Annotated in this window: 14 protein-coding genes; 7 read left to right on the top strand and 7 right to left on the bottom strand. The window is 69.3% G+C overall.

Features of this window, described 5'->3' with window-relative positions:
• Positions 1-40: 40 nt before the first annotated feature.
• Both ASG74_RS12920 and ASG74_RS12915 read left to right on the top strand, forming a co-directional pair.
• On the top strand, positions 41-676 hold the full coding sequence (locus tag ASG74_RS12920) for a peroxiredoxin (protein ID WP_056144183.1): 636 nt from the start codon (positions 41-43) through the stop codon (positions 674-676).
• A gap of 64 nt (positions 677-740) precedes the next feature.
• Entirely contained in the window at positions 741-1430 is a 690-nt protein-coding gene (locus ASG74_RS12915) for a dienelactone hydrolase family protein (protein WP_056144181.1), read from the top strand.
• A gap of 179 nt (positions 1431-1609) precedes the next feature.
• Here ASG74_RS12915 and prcA read toward each other — a convergent pair whose 3' ends face one another.
• Genes prcA through dop form a run of 4 tightly spaced genes read right to left on the bottom strand, consistent with a single transcriptional unit; the run spans position 1610 to position 5009 of the window.
• Positions 1610-2419 (bottom strand): proteasome subunit alpha, encoded by an 810-nt coding sequence (prcA, locus tag ASG74_RS12910; RefSeq protein WP_056144179.1) that lies wholly within the window; start codon positions 2417-2419, stop codon positions 1610-1612.
• On the bottom strand, positions 2416-3258 hold the full coding sequence (gene prcB, locus ASG74_RS12905; RefSeq protein ID WP_056144176.1) for a proteasome subunit beta: 843 nt from the start codon (positions 3256-3258) through the stop codon (positions 2416-2418). Before prcB ends, prcA begins: the two co-directional genes overlap by 4 nt.
• A complete protein-coding gene (locus ASG74_RS12900; protein WP_056144173.1) occupies positions 3255-3449 on the bottom strand; it encodes a ubiquitin-like protein Pup in 195 nt (64 codons plus the stop codon). The genes prcB and ASG74_RS12900 overlap by 4 nt, the downstream gene beginning before the upstream one ends.
• Before the next feature lie 51 nt (positions 3450-3500).
• Positions 3501-5009 carry a depupylase/deamidase Dop gene (gene dop / locus ASG74_RS12895; protein ID WP_200942618.1) on the bottom strand — a complete coding sequence of 503 codons (1509 nt, stop codon included), beginning with the start codon at positions 5007-5009 and terminating at the stop codon, positions 3501-3503.
• An 85-nt stretch (positions 5010-5094) separates the two neighbouring features.
• Between dop and ASG74_RS12890 the strand changes: the two genes are divergently transcribed.
• The 4 genes from ASG74_RS12890 to ASG74_RS12875 all read left to right on the top strand — a co-directional run bounded on the left by ASG74_RS12890 (position 5095) and on the right by ASG74_RS12875 (position 8739).
• Positions 5095-6075 carry an alpha/beta hydrolase gene (locus ASG74_RS12890; protein WP_056144169.1) on the top strand — a complete coding sequence of 327 codons (981 nt, stop codon included), beginning with the start codon at positions 5095-5097 and terminating at the stop codon, positions 6073-6075.
• Between the two features lie 9 nt (positions 6076-6084).
• Entirely contained in the window at positions 6085-7074 is a 990-nt protein-coding gene (locus ASG74_RS12885) for a ribose-phosphate diphosphokinase (protein ID WP_056144158.1), read from the top strand.
• Positions 7075-7080: 6 nt separating this feature from the next.
• Positions 7081-7431: a DUF3054 domain-containing protein gene (locus ASG74_RS12880; protein WP_056144154.1), complete on the top strand. Its 351-nt coding sequence runs from the start codon at positions 7081-7083 to the stop codon at positions 7429-7431.
• Positions 7432-8226: 795 nt separating this feature from the next.
• Complete coding sequence (locus ASG74_RS12875; RefSeq protein WP_056144151.1) at positions 8227-8739, top strand: hypothetical protein; 513 nt, start codon at positions 8227-8229, stop codon at positions 8737-8739.
• Between the two features lie 308 nt (positions 8740-9047).
• Here ASG74_RS12875 and arc read toward each other — a convergent pair whose 3' ends face one another.
• The 3 genes from arc to ASG74_RS12860 are packed head-to-tail and all read right to left on the bottom strand — an operon-like array spanning position 9048 to position 12862.
• Positions 9048-10709 carry a proteasome ATPase gene (gene arc, locus ASG74_RS12870; RefSeq protein ID WP_056144149.1) on the bottom strand — a complete coding sequence of 554 codons (1662 nt, stop codon included), beginning with the start codon at positions 10707-10709 and terminating at the stop codon, positions 9048-9050.
• Positions 10710-10742: 33 nt separating this feature from the next.
• On the bottom strand, positions 10743-11744 hold the full coding sequence (locus ASG74_RS12865) for a tRNA (adenine-N1)-methyltransferase (protein WP_056144146.1): 1002 nt from the start codon (positions 11742-11744) through the stop codon (positions 10743-10745).
• Between the two features lie 11 nt (positions 11745-11755).
• Positions 11756-12862, bottom strand: a complete 1107-nt coding sequence (locus tag ASG74_RS12860) for a site-2 protease family protein (RefSeq protein WP_056144144.1) — start codon at positions 12860-12862, stop codon at positions 11756-11758.
• Between the two features lie 38 nt (positions 12863-12900).
• Here ASG74_RS12860 and metH point away from each other — a divergent pair, with 38 nt between their 5' ends.
• Positions 12901-16737 (top strand): methionine synthase, encoded by a 3837-nt coding sequence (metH, locus tag ASG74_RS12855; RefSeq protein WP_056144141.1) that lies wholly within the window; start codon positions 12901-12903, stop codon positions 16735-16737.
• The last annotated feature ends 2 nt before the right edge of the window (positions 16738-16739 follow it).

The following is a 16739-nucleotide window of genomic DNA, read 5'->3' as shown; positions in this document are numbered from 1 at the left end:
GGTTCCTACCAACGTCGTGTTACCGATGAGAGGACTCCCGATGGCCACGCTGCGGCTCGGCGACCACGCCCCGGACTTCACCGCTGAGAGCACCGAGGGTGAGATCAGCTTCCACGAGTGGAAGGGCGACGGCTGGGCCGTCCTCTTCAGCCACCCGGCCGACTTCACCCCCGTCTGCACGACCGAGCTCGGTCGCGTCGCGGCGCTCAAGGACGAGTGGGCCAAGCGTGACACCAAGGTGCTCGCCGTCTCGGTCGACGCGGTCGAGGACCACCACGCGTGGAAGAAGGACATCGAGGAGGTCGGCGGAGCGGCCGTGACCTACCCGATCGTCGCCGACAAGGACCGCAGGGTCGCCGAGCTCTACGACATGATCCACCCCGGGGAGGGCGACACCTCGAGCGTGCGCTCGGTCTTCCTCATCGACCCGAAGGGCAAGGTGCGCCTGTCCCTCGTCTATCCCAAGAGCGCCGGACGCAACTTCGACGAGGTCCTGCGCGCGCTCGACGCCCTGCAGGTCAACGACTCCGGCCCGTTCTCCACTCCGGCCGACTGGAAGGTCGGCGAGCGCATCATCGTCGCTCCGACCATCTCCACCGAGGATGCCCGCGCCACGTTCGGCGACGTCGAAGAGGTCACGCCCTACCTCCGCTACGCCGCAGCACCCGGCGCCTGACGGAGACACCTGCCCGTATGCCGTGTGCCCCCCTTTCGTGGGAGCACACGGCTACGTTGTCCGCATGGCTGACTCCATCGAGCTCGACATCCCTGCCGACCTGCTGCTGCCCGACTCCGGCTCCGGGCCGGGTCTCGTGCTGTTCCAGGAGATCTTCGGCGTCACCGACTACATCCGCTCACGCGCCCAGGACCTGGCCGACCTCGGCTACGTCGTCCTGGTCCCCCACTTCTACGGTCACCTCGGCGACCCGGTTCTCGAGGAGGGCGGTGCCGGACTGCCCCAGGCGATGGGGACGCTCGAGAAGCTCGACTGGGAGCGGGCCGTCAAGGACGGTGTCGCAGCCCTCGACGCCCTGCGCGCCCATCCCGCCATCTCCGGCGGTGTGGGGGCGCTCGGCTTCTGCCTCGGCGGTGGCTTGGCGTTCAACGTTGCGGCAGTGGCCGATCCGAAGCCGGACGTCCTGGTCAGCTACTACGGGTCAGCGATCCCCTCGCTGCTCGGGCTCGCTCCCGACGTGACCTCACCGAGCCTGCACCACTTCGGCGAGGACGACACCTACATCCCGATCGACACGGTGCGCGACATCGAGCGAGCGGTCACCGACGGCCATGACGACGTCACCTTCGTGACCCATCCCGGCGCGGGCCACGCGTTCGACAACCCCTCGCCGATGTTCCACCACCACGGCGCCTCCCAGGAGGCCTGGGCCAAGACCGTGGCCTGGCTGACGGCCAAGCTCCCGACAGGCTGACCGCCTCAACCCAGGACTCCGTGGCGCATGGTCGTGCGTGCGTTCGCCCGGAGAGCGGAGCGCGCTCGCACGGAGGGGGTCACCTCGACCGGGAACGGGGCGCGCGGAGCTCGCAGGCGACTGAGCGCGCACGGCTGTGCCCAAGGAGGCCGTGCGCCGAGGGCGCGGGTAGCGGTGGCCTAGTCGGAGTCGGGCGTGGGTTCGTCGCCGTGCCGCTGGGTCTGCGGGTTGGTCGCCGCTTGCCGCGGGGTCTCGTGGTCGAGGGCCGGTGCATCGTCGACCGGGTCCTCCTCGGACAGCAGCTGCCCGAGCAGGTCACCGTTGATCCGCCGGAAGGTCCGTCGTGAGCGGGTGCGGTCGAGGACGGCCACCTCGAGCGCGTCCGGCCCCAGCACTCGGTCGGGGCCGCCTGCGGGGTCGTGGGCGAGACCGGCGACAGCGAGCCGTAGGGCTTGGGCGAGGGTCAGCCCGGTCTGCCACTGCTCGGTGAGGCGCTCCTCGATCTGGTCCGAGGCGCCGCCCATGGCCACGAGGCCGTGCTCGTCGGCGACGGACCCGTCGTAGGTGAGGCGGTAGACCTGGTCGTCCTGGTCGTCCTGGCCGACCTCGGCGACGACGATCTCGACCTCGTAGGGCTTGGACTCCTGGGTGAAGACCGTGCCGAGGGTCTGCGCGTAGGCGTTGGCCAGACCGCGAGCGGTCACGTCGCTGCGGTCGTAGGAGTAGCCGCGCAGGTCCGCATACCGGACTCCGGCAACCCTCAGGTTCTCGAACTCGTTGTACTTGCCGACGGCGGCGAACGCGATCCTGTCGTAGATCTCACCGATCTTGTGCAGGCTGCGCGAGCGGTTCTCGGCGACGAAGGCGATCCCGTGGTCGTAGCCGAGGACGACGACCGAGCGGCCGCGCGCGATGCCCTTGCGGGCGAAGTCGGCCCGGTCCTTCATCAGCTGCTCGGGCGAGACGTAGAACGGCATCCCGGCGGTCATGAGGCACCTCCCGCACGTCGGCCGCCGGGATTGCCCCGGCGCTCGCTGACGATCGCCTCGACAACGGGCGCGACGCTGTCGTCGGGCACGAACCGCGCGCCCTCGACACTGACGAGCGCCACGGTCGGCCAGATGCGGCGGCCCAGGTCGGGCCCACCGGTCGCCGAGTCGTCGTCGGCCGCGTCCCACAGGGCCTCGACGGCAGTACGGACCGCCTCGTCCGCGGACATGCCGGGGCGGTAGAGCTTCTTGAGGGCACCGCGGGCGAACAGCGACCCGGAGCCGACGCTGTGGTGGTCGTGCTCCTCGTAGCAGCCGCCGGTCACGTCGTAGGAGAAGATCCGGCCGGTGTACTCGTGGTGGTCGTAGCCGGCGAAGATCGGCACCACGCTCAGGCCCTGCATGGCCATGCCGAGGTTGCCGCGGATCATCGAGGCCAGCCGGTTGGCCTTGCCCTCGAGGGACATCAGCGTGCCCTCGATCTTCTCGTAGTGCTCGAGCTCGACCTGGAAGAGCCGCACGAGCTCGATCGCCAGACCGGCCGTGCCGGCGATGCCGACCACGGAGAACTCGTCGGTCGCGAAGACCTTCTCCATGTCGCGGTTGGCGATGAGGTTGCCCATCGTCGCGCGCCGGTCGCCGGCCATGAGGACACCGCCGTCATAGGCCAAGGTGACGATGGTCGTGCCGTGAGGCGCGTCGATCGTGGCGCCGGGGGGCAGGCCACGGCGCGAGGGGATGAGGCTGGGCTCGTGCTCGGCGAGGAAGTCGGTGAAGGACGCCGACCCCGTGCGCAGGTAGGCCGCGGGGAGGCCGCCGCCGTCGGACACGGGAGTCACTGGCCGCCCTTCTGGACGAAGCCGCGCACGAACTCCTCGGCGTTGGTCTCGAGGACGCCGTCGATCTCGTCGAGGATGTCGTCGATCTCGGTGTCGGCGCCCTGGACGACGGGAGCGGCGGCTGCGGGCTCGCCACCCTCGTCCGGACCGTTGTCCCGGCGCCCCGGCTTGATCTGCTCCTGGCCTGCCATGGGTCCTCCTCGTGTCGCCTCGGGCACCGTCAGGGTGCCTCCAACCCGAGCCTAGTCCGCGGCCCTGTCCGCCACGGCCAGCGACTCGAGGAGGGACCGGATGTCGGACGCTGCGTCCACGAGGTCGCCCACGGCGTCCTTGGTGCCACGCAGCGGCTCGAGCAGCGGGATGCGCTGGAGCGAACGCTCCCCCGGCACCTCGACGATGAGCGAGTCCCACGACGCCGCGACGACCGACTGCGGGAACTTGCGCAGGCAGGCCCCACGGAACCAGGCTCGGGTGTCCTCGGGGGCGGCGTCCATCGCGGCAACCGCCTCGGCCTCGGGGACGAGGACCTCGACACGCCCGGTGGCAGCCAGCCGGTGGGCCAGGCCACGGTCGGCACGCACGTCGGACCACTGGATGTCGATGGCCTTGAGCCGTGGGTCGCCCCACCCGAGGGAGTCCCGTCCCCGGTAGCCCTCCAGGACCGAGAGCTTGGCGACCCAGTCGACCCACCGGCGAGCGTCCATCGGGTCACCTTCGAGGGCGGTGAGGACGGTGTCCCACCAGTGCAGGACCTCGACGGTCTGCGCATCGACGTCGCTCCCCCACTTGTCCTCGACGTAGGCACTCGCCAGCTCGTGGAACGTCCGCAGCAGCTCGACCGGGCGGATCGAGCGCCCGTCGGTGAGCTCGATGGTGGACGTCAGCGTGGGGTCGTGGCTCACGGCCTGCAGGGTCCGCACGGGCGAGCGGACGCTGAGGTCGGCGGTGAAGGCGTCGTCCTCGATCATCGCCAGGACGAGCGAGGTCGAGCCCATCTTGACGAGGTTGGCGACGTCGCAGTGGTTGGCGTCCCCGAGGATCACGTGCAGCCGTCGATAGAGGTCCGCCACCGCGTGCGGCTCGTCGCGGGTGTTGATGATCGGGCGCTTGAGCGTGGTCTCGAGCCCGACCTCGGTCTCGAAGAAGTCGCTGCGTTGGGCGAGCTGGTAGCCCGGGGTCCGGGAGTCCACCCCGATCCCCACCCGCCCGGACCCGCACATCACCTGGCGGACGACGAAGAACGGGGTGAGCTGGGAGATGATCCGCGCGAACGGCGTGCGACGGGACATGAGGTAGTTCTCGTGCGTGCCGTAGGACGCGCCCTTGCCGTCGGTGTTGTTCTTGTAGAGGTTGACCCCCGGCGGAACCGTGGCCAGGCGCTGCACGGCCTCCCGCATCACGAGCTCGCCGGCCTTGTCCCAGACGACGGCGTCACGCGGGTTCGTCACCTCCGGCGAGGAGTACTCCGGGTGGGCGTGGTCGACGTAGAGCCGGGCCCCGTTGGTGAGCACGACGTTGGCCATCGTCGGGTCCTCGACGTCGGTGAGCTGGCTCGGGTGCGCGGTGCCCCGGCCCATGTCGAAGCCTCGGGCGTCGTGCAGGGGGGTCTCGTCGGCGTAGTCCCACGAAGCCTGCGCGGGGCGGATCCCCCGGCTCGCGGCATACGTCGTGACGACGTCACCGGACAGCACCATGGGGTTGGCGGTGGGCGACCCTGGGACGGAGATGCCGTACTCGGTCTCGATCCCCATGACCCGCTTGACCGTCACGACTGCCTCTGGAGGATGACGTCGACCAACATGGAGCAAGCCAACCATGCTCGGTCATACTCCCGGCATGCGCTCCTACCGTGGGATGTCCCCGCTCACCACCGCGACCGTGGCCGTCATCGACCGCCTGCGTGTGCCGGTCGAGCGGATGGGCGAGGCTGAGCGCCACGAGGCGCGCGCGGCGACCTACCCGGCGCGGCCCCCGTACTCCTGGGTCACCGGGGTGGCCGACCCCGCGGTGGGCATCACGTTCGGCACTGCCCCGGCCCGCGACGGCTACGAGATCCCGCTGCGCATCTACCGCCCGCGCGCCATCCGTGACGCGCAGGACGACGTGCCGGTCATCGTCTACCTCCACGGCGGCGGCTGGGCCCTCGGCAACGTCGTCAACTACGACCCGCTGTGCACGCACCTCGCGGCGCAGGTGGGTGCCGTCGTAGTGAGCGTCGACTACCGGCTCGCCCCGGAGCACCCCGCGCCGACCGCAGCGCTCGACGCCGTCGACGCCACGACCTGGGTGGCGGCCCAGTCCGACGTCCTGCGCGCCGATGCGCACAACCTCGCCGTGTGCGGTGACTCCGCCGGCGCCAACCTCGCCGCGGTCGTGGCCCAGGTCGTGGCCTCCGGCGGCTCGGACTGGATCCGCCACCAGGCCCTCATCTATCCGGCGACCGACCTCACGATGCAGTCGCCGTCCATCGACGAGCACGCCAACGCGCCCATTCTCACCAAGTCCTCGATCCTGGCCTTTCGAGACCTGTATGCCGCGGGTCAGGACCTGCGGGACCCGCTGCTCTCGCCGTTGTTCGGGACCTTGGCCGGCCTTCCACCGGCGCTCATCCAGACCGCGGACCTCGACCCCATCCGCGACGACGGTGCCCGCTACGCCGAGGCGCTGCGGGCCGCGGGGGTGAGCACCCGGCATACGAACTATCTGCGGGTGCCGCACGGATTCGCCAGCTTCCCGGGGGCTGCCGCGGCTGGGGCGCAGCAGCGGTGGGAGCTCGTCAGCGAACTGCGTCGTCACCTCACCAGCGCTCTGGCCTAGGGTCGACCCATGCGCGAGATCGTGGTCTTCTCCGGCAGTGCCCACCCGACTCTCGCAGCGCGGATCTGTGACCAGCTCGGGGTTCCCCTGTCGCGCAGCGAGATCAAGCGCTTCAGCAACGACTGCCTCCAGGCCCAGCTGCTCGCCAACTGCCGACAGCGCGACGTCTACATCATCCAGCCGCTCGTGCCGCCGACACAGGAGCACCTCATGGAGCTGCTGCTGATGATCGACGCGGCCCGGGGGGCGTCGGCCGCCCAGATCACCGCGGTCATCCCGCACTACGCCTACGCGCGCTCGGACAAGAAGGACGCGTCGCGCATCTCGCTCGGTGGCCGCCTCGTCGCCGACCTCATCTCGACCGCCGGCGCCCACCGGGTGCTGACCATGAACCTGCACGCGCCCCAGGTGCACGGCTTCTTCTCGGTCCCGGTCGACCACCTCACCGCTCTCGGGGTTCTCGCCGACCACTTCCGCGGCACCGACCTGTCGAACTCGGTGGTCATCTCCCCCGACCTGGGCAACGCCAAGGAGGCGACCCAGTTCTCGCGCCTGCTCGGCCTGCCCGTCGCTGCCGGCAGCAAGCAGCGCCAGAGCGACGACAAGGTCGTCATCGACTCGATCGTCGGTGACGTCAAGGGCAAGCGCGCCATCGTGCTCGACGACGAGATCGCCACAGGCGGTTCGATCCTCGAGCTCCTCGACCGGCTGCGGGACTTCGGGGTGACCGAGGCCGCGGTGGCCTGCACCCACGGGCTGTTCTCGGGCAAGGCCGTCGAGCGGCTGCGCGGGCACCCGATGGTGAGCCAGATCGTCACCACCGACACCGTCCCCGCGCCCGCCGGCTGGCCCGAGCTCCAGGTGCGCACCGTCTCGGGCCTGTTTGCCGAGGCGATCACCCGTATCCACCAAGGCGAGTCGGTGAGCATCCTCTTCGACGGGGTCGACCCGACGCACGCCCCGCCGCAGGGGTCGCTGTTCGACAAGGTCGGTGGCTGACTCCGGATGAGCCGACTCATCGCTCCCCTGCTCGACCTGCTCGCCGTCCTCGTCTTCGCCCTCGTCGGACGACGCTCGCACGCCCACGGGATCACGCTGGGTGGCGTCCTGGAGACCGCTGCGCCCTTCCTCTGCGGTACGGCGGCGGGCTACCTCGTCGCCTCGCTGACGCTCGACGCCGCGCCGCGTACGTGGCAGTTCGGCGCCATCGTCGTCGCGGCCACGGTGATCATCGGGATGCTCTTCCGCCGTCTCGCCGCGACCGGCACGGCTCCGTCGTTCATCGTCGTCGCCACGCTCTTCACCGCGGCAACGATGCTCGGCTGGCGCCTCCTCGCCTCCGCCATCTCCCACTGATTGCCCGTTCGGCCAGTGCGGGAGGCCGACTGATTGCCCGTTTGGCCAGTGCCCCGGTTGCACTGATTGCCCGTTCGGCCAGTGCGGGAGGCCGACTGATTGCCCGTTTGGCCAGTGCCCCGGTTGCACTGATTGCCCAGTTGGACAGTTTCCACAGGCGCCATCGCGGTGGAGCGCTGTCCACAGATTGCTCGTCGTACCTACCGCGCCGGATGTGCTGGCTCCAGGGTCCCATTCATGGATCCGACCACCGCCCAGGCACTCAGCCGACTGCCACAACCTTTCGCTCTTCCCGATTACGCTGCAGCGGCAATACCTCGCTCCACGGTCAAGCACGCCCGGACCATGACCTTCCTCGTGTCGCCCGCTCGAGGCCTGTATGCCGTACGCGAACCTTGGGAGGCTGCCTCACCCTCGGATCGACACCGGCTCATGATCTGCGCCGCAGGACGTCTGTATCCGGACGCAGTGGTCAGCCACACGAGCCAGGCCGAGCTCCTCGATCTACCCCGGCCCACGCATCCACCTGCGCACGTGAGTATGACGGTTCTGGACGACGTGCGGACGAGCAGGAGCAGTTCGTGGTGTCGATTCCATCGCGGCGCCACTCCTCCCGAGCACATCGTGATCCGCTACGGCGTCCCCGGTTTCGTCGCACCACGGGTAGTGATCGACTGTTGTCGTGAGGTGCATGCCCGCGATGCCTTGGCCATCGCGGACGGGGCGCTTCGAGCTGGCCAGACCTGCCTCGAGGAACTCTTTGACATGCGTCGGCATCAGCGAAGGTGGCCGCACGTGGCCAGGTCCAACGATGTGCTCCTGCTTGCTGACGGCCGCCGCGAGAACTGGTTGGAGTCTGCCTCCGCGTGGTCCATGGCGGGCTGGGGACTGCCCACCGGCATACCTCAGGTCAACGTGCTCACACCCGACGGTGAGTTCGTGGGCCGGCCGGACCTGCTGTGGCCCGAGCTCGGACTGGTCGGCGAGGCCGATGGAATCCAGAAGTACCTTCTGCGCGGGACCGATGAAGAGTCAGTGCGGCAGGCACTCCATCGGGAGCGAGCGCGCGAGGAGGGACTTACCCGCCTTGGTCTGGAGTTCGTGCGGTGGGGTCCCCATGAGGCGATCGAGGGGTCCCTCATCCACTCGCGCTTCCAGAGCCGGGTGTTCGGTCTTCCACGCCGCACGGTGACAGCGGTCTTCCGCTGCTCGTGCTGCAACCACCCACTTGACGAGTGCCTCGTCGAGGCTGAGTTGGCTGCTTGGCGCCGACAACTCGCCAAGGAGTTCGAGCGCAAGGTCTGGTGAGCCTGCACGTTCCGAACGGGCAATCAGTGGTGCGGGCACGGCATACGGAACTCGCCGAACGGGCAATCAGTGGCGCGCTGGCACTGGCCGAACGGGCAATCAGTGGCGCGCTGGCACTGGCCGAACGGGCAATCAGTGCGACTGCCCCACTGGCCGAACGGGCAATCAGTGCGACTGCCCCACTGGCCGAACGGGCAATCAGTGGCGCGCTGGCACTGGCCGAACGGGCAATAAGTCGTGCGTGGGGACTGGCCAAACGGGCAATCAGTGCAACTGGCCCACTGGCCAAACGGGCAATCAGTGGGGGGTCAGAGGTATTGGCCGGTGTTGGCGATGGTGGAGATGGAGCGGCCGGGCTCGCTGCCCTCCTTGGTCTTGATGAGCGTGCGGATGTAGACGATCCGCTCACCCTTCTTGCCCGAGATCCGCGCCCAGTCGTCGGGGTTGGTCGTGTTGGGCAGGTCCTCGTTCTCCTTGAACTCGTCGACGCAGCTGTGCAGCAGGTGCTCGACGCGCAGGCCGCGCTGCCCCGTCGTGAGCAGGTCCTTGATCGCCATCTTCTTGGCCCGGTCCACGATGTTCTGGATCATGGCGCCGCTGTTGAAGTCCTTGAAGTACAGGACCTCCTTGTCACCACCGGCGTAGGTCACCTCGAGGAACTCGTTCTCGTCGTCCTCGGCATACATGCGCGTGACGACCGCCTCGATCATCGCCTCGACCGTGGCCTCCGGTGAGCCGCCGTTGACCGCGAGGTCGTCGGCGTGCAGCGGCAGGTCGGCGGTGAGGTACTTGCTGAAGATCTCGGTCGAGGCCTGCGCGTCCGGGCGCTCGATCTTGATCTTGACGTCGAGGCGGCCCGGTCGCAGGATCGCGGGGTCGATCATGTCCTCGCGGTTGCTGGCACCGATGACGATGACGTTCTCGAGCCCCTCGACACCGTCGATCTCGCTGAGGAGCTGGGGGACGATCGTCGTCTCGACGTCGCTGGACACCCCGGAGCCGCGGGTGCGGAACAGGCTCTCCATCTCGTCGAAGAACACCACGACCGGGAACCCCTCGGAGGACTTCTCGCGAGCCCGCTGGAAGATGAGCCGGATGTGGCGCTCGGTCTCGCCGACGTACTTGTTGAGCAGCTCAGGTCCCTTGATGTTGAGGAAGTAGCTCTTGCCCGGCTCGCGCCCCTGCTTCTCGGCGATCTTGCGCGACAGGGAGGCAGCGACGGCCTTGGCGATCATCGTCTTGCCACAGCCGGGCGGACCGTAGAGGAGCACGCCCTTGGGGGCCTTGAGGTGGTGCTCGGTGAAGAGGTCGGGGTGGAGGTAGGGCAGCTCGACGGCGTCGCGGATGAGCTCGATCTGGCTGCCGAGCCCGCCGATGTCGTCGTAGGCGATGTCCGGCACCTCCTCGAGGACGAGGTCGGCCACCTCCGCCCGGGGGATCTGCTCGTAGACGAACGCACTGCGCGACTCGAGCAGGAGGGCGTCACCGACGCGGAGGGTGCCGGACTTCAGGGAGGCGGCGACACGGCATACGCGCTCCTCGTCCCCGCGCGAGAGGACGAGCACGCGGTCGTCGTCGAGGATCTCCTTGAGGAGCACGATCTCGCCGGCCCGTTCGAAGCCGTGGACGGCCACGACGTTCATGGCCTCGTTGAGCATGACCTCGCGGCCGATCTCGATCTCGCCGGCCTCGATCGTCGGACTCACCGCGACGTGCATCTTGCGTCCGCCGGTGAGGACGTCGACCGTCTTGTCCTCGAACGTCTCGACGACGACGCCGTAGCCGGACGGCGGCTGGCCCAGGCGGTCGACCTCGCTCTTGAGGGTGATGATCTGGTCGCGGGCGTCGCGCAGCGTCCGGACGAGGCGCTCGTTCTGGGCGGAGACGGTGTTGACCTGCGAGCGCAGGTCGGTGACTGTGCCCTCGAGGCGTCGCACGGCTTCGCGCTCGGACGGAGTGAACTCGGTCATCGGGGCCTCCTTCGCTGGGCTGACCCCTCAACGCTAACCCGTGACGCTGCGCCGGACCTTCCTGACTCGCTTGTCGGACGGAATGCGTTCACCGATCGCCTCGGGGGTCCACTCCTCGGCGTTGGAGCCGGGCATCACCTCGGCCGGTCGGCCCTCGGAGTCCTCCAGGCCCTCATAGCCCTTGCCCGGCCGGCGCTTGCGCACCGGCGGGGTGACCCCCGGTGCCAGGCGGCGCGAGGTGATGAGGAAGCCGGTGTGCCCGTGCATGCGGTGCTGGGGGCGGACGGCCAGGCCCTCGAGGTGCCAGCCGCGTACGAGCGACTCCCACGCGGACGGCTCGGTCCACGACCCGGCGTCGCGCATCGCCTCGGCAACCTTGGACAGCTGGGTGGCCGTGGCGACGTAGCAGATGAGCACGCCGCCGGGGGCCAGCGCCTCCCCCACGACGTCCAGGCACTCCCACGGCGCGAGCATGTCGAGGACCACGCGGTCGACGGTCCCCGTTTCCACCTGCTGAGGCAGGGCCTCGACGAGGTCGCCGACCGTGACGGTCCACGCGGGGTGGTCGGCGCCGAACCAGGTCCGTGCATTGGCCTTGGCGATCTCGGCGAAGTCCTCGCGGCGCTCGAAGGAGTGCAGCCGCCCGCTCTCCCCCACCGCGCGCAGCAGCGACATCGAGAGCGCCCCCGAGCCGACACCGGCCTCGACGACGACGGCGCCGGGGAAGATGTCCGCGAACGTCACGATCTGTCCGGCGTCCTTGGGATAGACCACGGCGGCGCCACGCGGCATCGACATGACGTAGTCGGAGAGCAGGGGTCGTAGTGCGAGGTACTGGAAGCCCGCGGTGTTGGTGACGGTCGAACCGTCGGGCGAGCCGATGAGGTCGTCGTGCTGCAGGTAGCCGCGGTGCGTGTGGAACTGCTTGCCCGGCGCGAGGGTGATGGTGTGCAGCCGACCCTTGGAGTCCGTGAGCTGCACCCGCTCACCTTCGGCAAAGGGTCCACGTCGAAGGTCGGCACCGGTCGCAGTCATGAGGCGGAAGTCTAGTTCGCACCGATCGCCGCATTGACCGCGGCGACGGTGACCAGCCCGAGCACCCTGCCGTCCTGCACGGCGACGACCACGGGGCTGCCGGACTCCTGGATCGCGGCGACGACGGCCGTGAGGTCGTCCTCCCGCCGTGTGTGCGCGAGCCAGTGCTCGTCCTGCACGCGCGCGAGGGCCGACACGGGTGTCGTGACCCATCGTTCGCGCGGGACGGTGGCAGCGTCCTCGGGAAGCACCATCGCCGTCGGACGGCCGCTGTCGTCCACGACGACGGCCAGGCCCCCGGTCGAGACGGCGGCCTCGAGGACGTCGCTCCCACGCAGGACGGGCACCGGACGCGCCACCTGGGCGACGGTCCCGCGGCCGAGCATCTGGCGCGCCTGCCCCATGCGGATCGCCGCGGTCGCCCCCTGCCACATGAACATCGCGATGAGGCCCATCCACAGCACCGAGGTGATCGAGGGCGACCCGCCCGAGAGCAGCGGCCGCACGACGAACCACAGCACGACCCCGAGCGTGACGAGGCGACCGGTCCAGCCGGCGGCGATGAGTCCCTTCTCACGGCGCCCCGTGAGCTTCCAGACGAGGGCGTCGACGAGCTGGCCGCCGTCGAGCGGCAGTCCGGGAAGGAGGTTGAAGCCCCCCAGCAGGAGGTTGACGAACGCCATGGCGAACAGCACCCGGCCCGGAAGCCCGTCCGCGGAGACGAGGAGCGTGCCGACTCCCGCCAGCGCGGCGAGCACGAGGTTGGCGACGGGTCCGACCACCGCGATGAGCGCGGCCTTGCCCGGGGTGGACAGACGAGGGTCGTATGCCGTGTGCCCACCCCACAGGTCCGCCACCACTCTGTGGACGGGCAGGCCGACCGCCCGTGCGGTGACGGCGTGGGCGCCCTCGTGGACGAGCACCGACACCAGGAGCGAGAGGGCGAAGGCGAGTCCGAGGACGTAGGCACGCGCGCCCTGGTCGGACTCCCCCGACACGACGAGAAAGATGATGACGGCGGCGAGCAGGAGCCAGCTCGCCCCGATCTGCACCGGGACACCGCCGACACGGGCCACGACGAGGCCCTTGGAGGACGGTGTCTCATTCGCTGCGGCCACGCGGGAACCCTACAAGCCCCGGCGGCATACTGGGCCGGGTGAACTCCTCCACCCCGACGTCATCCGCTGTCGACACCGTCGACGCCGTCGACCACCGGCCCGACGCGACCGCCGAGCTGACGGCCGCGCTCACCGAGCGCGTCCTGGTCCTCGATGGCGCGATGGGCACGATGATCCAGCGGGAAGGGCTCTCCGAGGAGGACTTCCGTGGGCACCGGTTCGCGGACTGGCCCAGCGACCTGCAGGGCAACAACGACCTCCTCAGCCTGACCAACCCGTCGGTGATCGAGGGGATCCACCGCGCCTACCTGGAGGCCGGTGCCGACCTCGTCGAGACCAACACGTTCAACGCGCAGCGCATCTCCCTGGGCGACTACGACATGGCCGACCTCGCCTACGAGATGAACCGTGAGGCGGCCCGCCTGGCTCGCACTGCCTGCGACGACGTCGCGGCCGCGACCGGCCGGCCGCGCTGGGTCATGGGGGCCCTGGGGCCCACGACGCGCACCGCGTCGATCTCTCCGGACGTCAACGACCCCGGTGCCCGGAACATCAGCTTCGACACGCTCGTCGAGGCCTACCTCGAGCAGGCCCGCGGGCTGGTCGACGGCGGCGCCGACGGGCTCATCGTCGAGACGATCTTCGACACCCTCAACGCCAAGGCCGCGATCTTCGCCATCGAGACGCTCTTCGAGGAGCTGGGGCGTCGCTGGCCGGTCATCATCTCGGGGACCATCACCGACGCCTCGGGCCGCACCCTGTCCGGCCAGGTGACCGAGGCGTTCTGGAACTCGGTGCGCCATGCCCGGCCGCTCGTCGTGGGACTGAACTGCGCCCTGGGCGCGGACGAGCTGCGCCCCTACATCGCCGAGCTGTCCCGCATCGCCGACTGCTTCGTCTCGGCCTACCCCAACGCCGGTCTGCCCAACGCGTTCGGCGAGTACGACGAGACCCCCGACCAGATGGCGTCGGTCGTGGGCGAGTTCGCCACGAGCGGGCTGGTCAACGTCCTCGGTGGCTGCTGCGGGACCACCCCCGAGCACATCGAGGCCATCGCCGCCGTCGCGGCGCAGGGCGTCCCCCGGGTGCCGGCCGAGGTCCCGGGAGCGTTGCGTCTCAGCGGTCTGGAGCCGCTGACCATCGACGAGAGCTCCCTGTTCGTCAATGTGGGCGAGCGCACCAACATCACCGGTTCGGCCCGCTTCCGCCGCCTCATCAAGGAGGAGGACTACCCGGCCGCGCTGTCCGTGGCCCGTCAGCAGGTCGAGGCCGGGGCCCAGATCATCGACATCAACATGGACGAGGGGATGATCGACGGCGTCGCCGCGATGGACCGCTTCGTCAAGCTCGTCGCCAGCGAGCCCGACATCTGCCGGGTCCCCCTGATGATCGACTCGAGCAAGTGGGAGGTCATCGAGACCGGCCTGAAGTGCTCGCAGGGCAAGCCGATCGTCAACTCGATCTCCATGAAGGAGGGCGTCGAGCCCTTCCTCGCCCAGGCGCGGCTCTGCCGCAAGTACGGCGCGGCCGTCGTCGTCATGGCCTTCGACGAGGACGGCCAGGCCGACAACCTCGAGCGGCGCAAGCAGATCTGCCAGCGCGCCTACGACCTGCTCACGCAGGAGGTCGGCATGGACCCGCACGACATCATCTTCGACCCCAACATCTTCGCGGTCGCGACCGGTATCGAGGAGCATGCGGCCTACGGCACCGACTTCATCGAGGCGACCCGGTGGATCAAGGAGAACCTCCCGGGCACGCTCGTCTCCGGCGGCGTCTCCAACGTCTCCTTCTCGTTCCGGGGCAACAACCCCGTGCGCGAGGCGATCCACGCCGTCTTCCTGTTCAACGCCATCCAGGCGGGCATGGACATGGGCATCGTCAACGCCGGAGCCCTCGTCGTGCTCGACGAGGTCGACCCGGACCTGCGCGATCGCATCGAGGACGTCATCCTCAACCGGCGCGCGGACTCCACGGAGCGCCTGCTCGAGATCGCCGACCGCTTCAACAACACCGGCGAGGCCGCCCCCGAGGTCACGCAGTCCGAGTGGCGCGCACTGCCGGTGCGCGAACGCATCACGCACTCGCTCGTCAAGGGCATCGACGACCACGTCGTCGACGACACCGAGGAGCTGCGCCAGGAGATCGAGATCGACGGCGGTCAGCCGATCGAGGTCATCGAGGGACCGCTCATGGACGGCATGAACGTCGTCGGTGACCTGTTCGGTGCCGGCAAGATGTTCCTGCCCCAGGTCGTGAAGTCGGCCCGCGTGATGAAGAAGGCCGTCGCGCACCTCGTCCCCTACATCGAGGCCGAGAAAGAACGTACCGGCGTCTCCACCCAGCAGAGCAAGGGCCTCATCGTCATGGCGACGGTCAAGGGCGACGTGCACGACATCGGCAAGAACATCGTCGGGGTCGTGCTCCAGTGCAACAACTACGACGTCATCGACCTCGGCGTCATGGTGCCCGCCCAGAAGATCTTGGACACGGCCAAGGAGAGGGGCGCCGACATGATCGGCCTCTCCGGGCTCATCACCCCCTCCCTGGACGAGATGGTGCGCGTGGCCGGCGAGATGGAGCGCCAGGGCTTCACCATCCCGCTCCTCATCGGTGGCGCCACCACCTCCCGGGCCCACACGGCGGTCAAGGTCGACGGTCAGTACGGCGGTCCCGTCGTCTGGGTCAAGGACGCCTCCCGCTCGGTGCCGGTGGCCAGCCAGCTGCTCTCCGACGCCCAGCGCGGACCCTTCCTCGAGACGGTCAAGGCCGACTACGACTCGATGCGGGCCAGGCACGCGGCCAAGGCGACCGAACGCCCCCTGGTCTCGATCGACGCGGCACGCAAGGCGCGCACGCCCATCGACTGGACGGCATACCGGCCGGTGAGACCGCACCTGCTCGCCCAGCAGAGCAAGGACGTGTGGTCGGGCTCGCCCGACACGAAGTGGCACCGGGCGGCGGCGCAGTTCACCAAGGAGCTGCTCGGCTACCCCATCGAGGAGCTGCGTCGCTACATCGACTGGACGCCCTTCTTCCAGGCGTGGGAGATGAAGGGCCGCTACCCCGACATCCTGTCCAACCCGGCGACGGGCGAGACGGCACGCAAGCTGTTCGAGGACGCCAATACGATGCTGGACAAGGTCATCGAGGAGAAATGGCTCACCGCCAACGGTGTCATCGGCCTCTTCCCCGCCAACGCCGTCGGTGACGACATCGAGGTCTACGCCGACGAGTCCCGCACCACGGTGCTCACGACCCTGCACGGGCTGCGCCAGCAGGGGCAGCACCGCGAGGGCGTGCCCAACCGCTGCCTCTCCGACTTCGTCGCCCCCAAGGAGAGCGAGCTGCGCGACTTCGTGGGTGCGTTCGCAGTGACCGCGGGGCTGGGGGCCCACGACCGCATCATGGCGTTCAAGGAGGATCTCGACGACTACTCCGCGATCCTGCTCGAGGCCCTGGCCGACAGGCTGGCAGAGGCCTTCGCCGAGCGCCTGCACGAGCGTGTCCGGCGCGAGTTCTGGGGGCACGCGAGAGAGGAGCACCTGAGCAACGAGGACCTCATCGCCGAGAAGTACGCCGGCATCCGCCCCGCTCCGGGATACCCCGCCTGCCCGGACCACACCGAGAAGGAGACGTTGTTCCGGCTGCTGGGTGCCACCGAGCGCGCGGGCATCGAGCTCACCGAGTCGATGGCGATGCAGCCGGGCGCCGCCGTCAGCGGCTGGTACTTCGGGCACCCGCAGAGCCAGTACTTCGTCGTCGGACGGCTCGGTCGCGACCAGGTCGAGGACTACGCGCAGCGCAAGGGCTGGACCCTCGCGGAGGCGGAGCGCTGGCTCGGGCCCAACCTGGGCTACCAGCCGGAGGACTGACG

The organism is Knoellia sp. Soil729 (genome assembly GCF_001427985.1).
GTDB lineage: Bacteria > Actinomycetota > Actinomycetes > Actinomycetales > Dermatophilaceae > Knoellia.
Note: the sequence above shows the minus strand (reverse complement) of the source record. Positions and strands in the feature narration are given on the sequence as shown.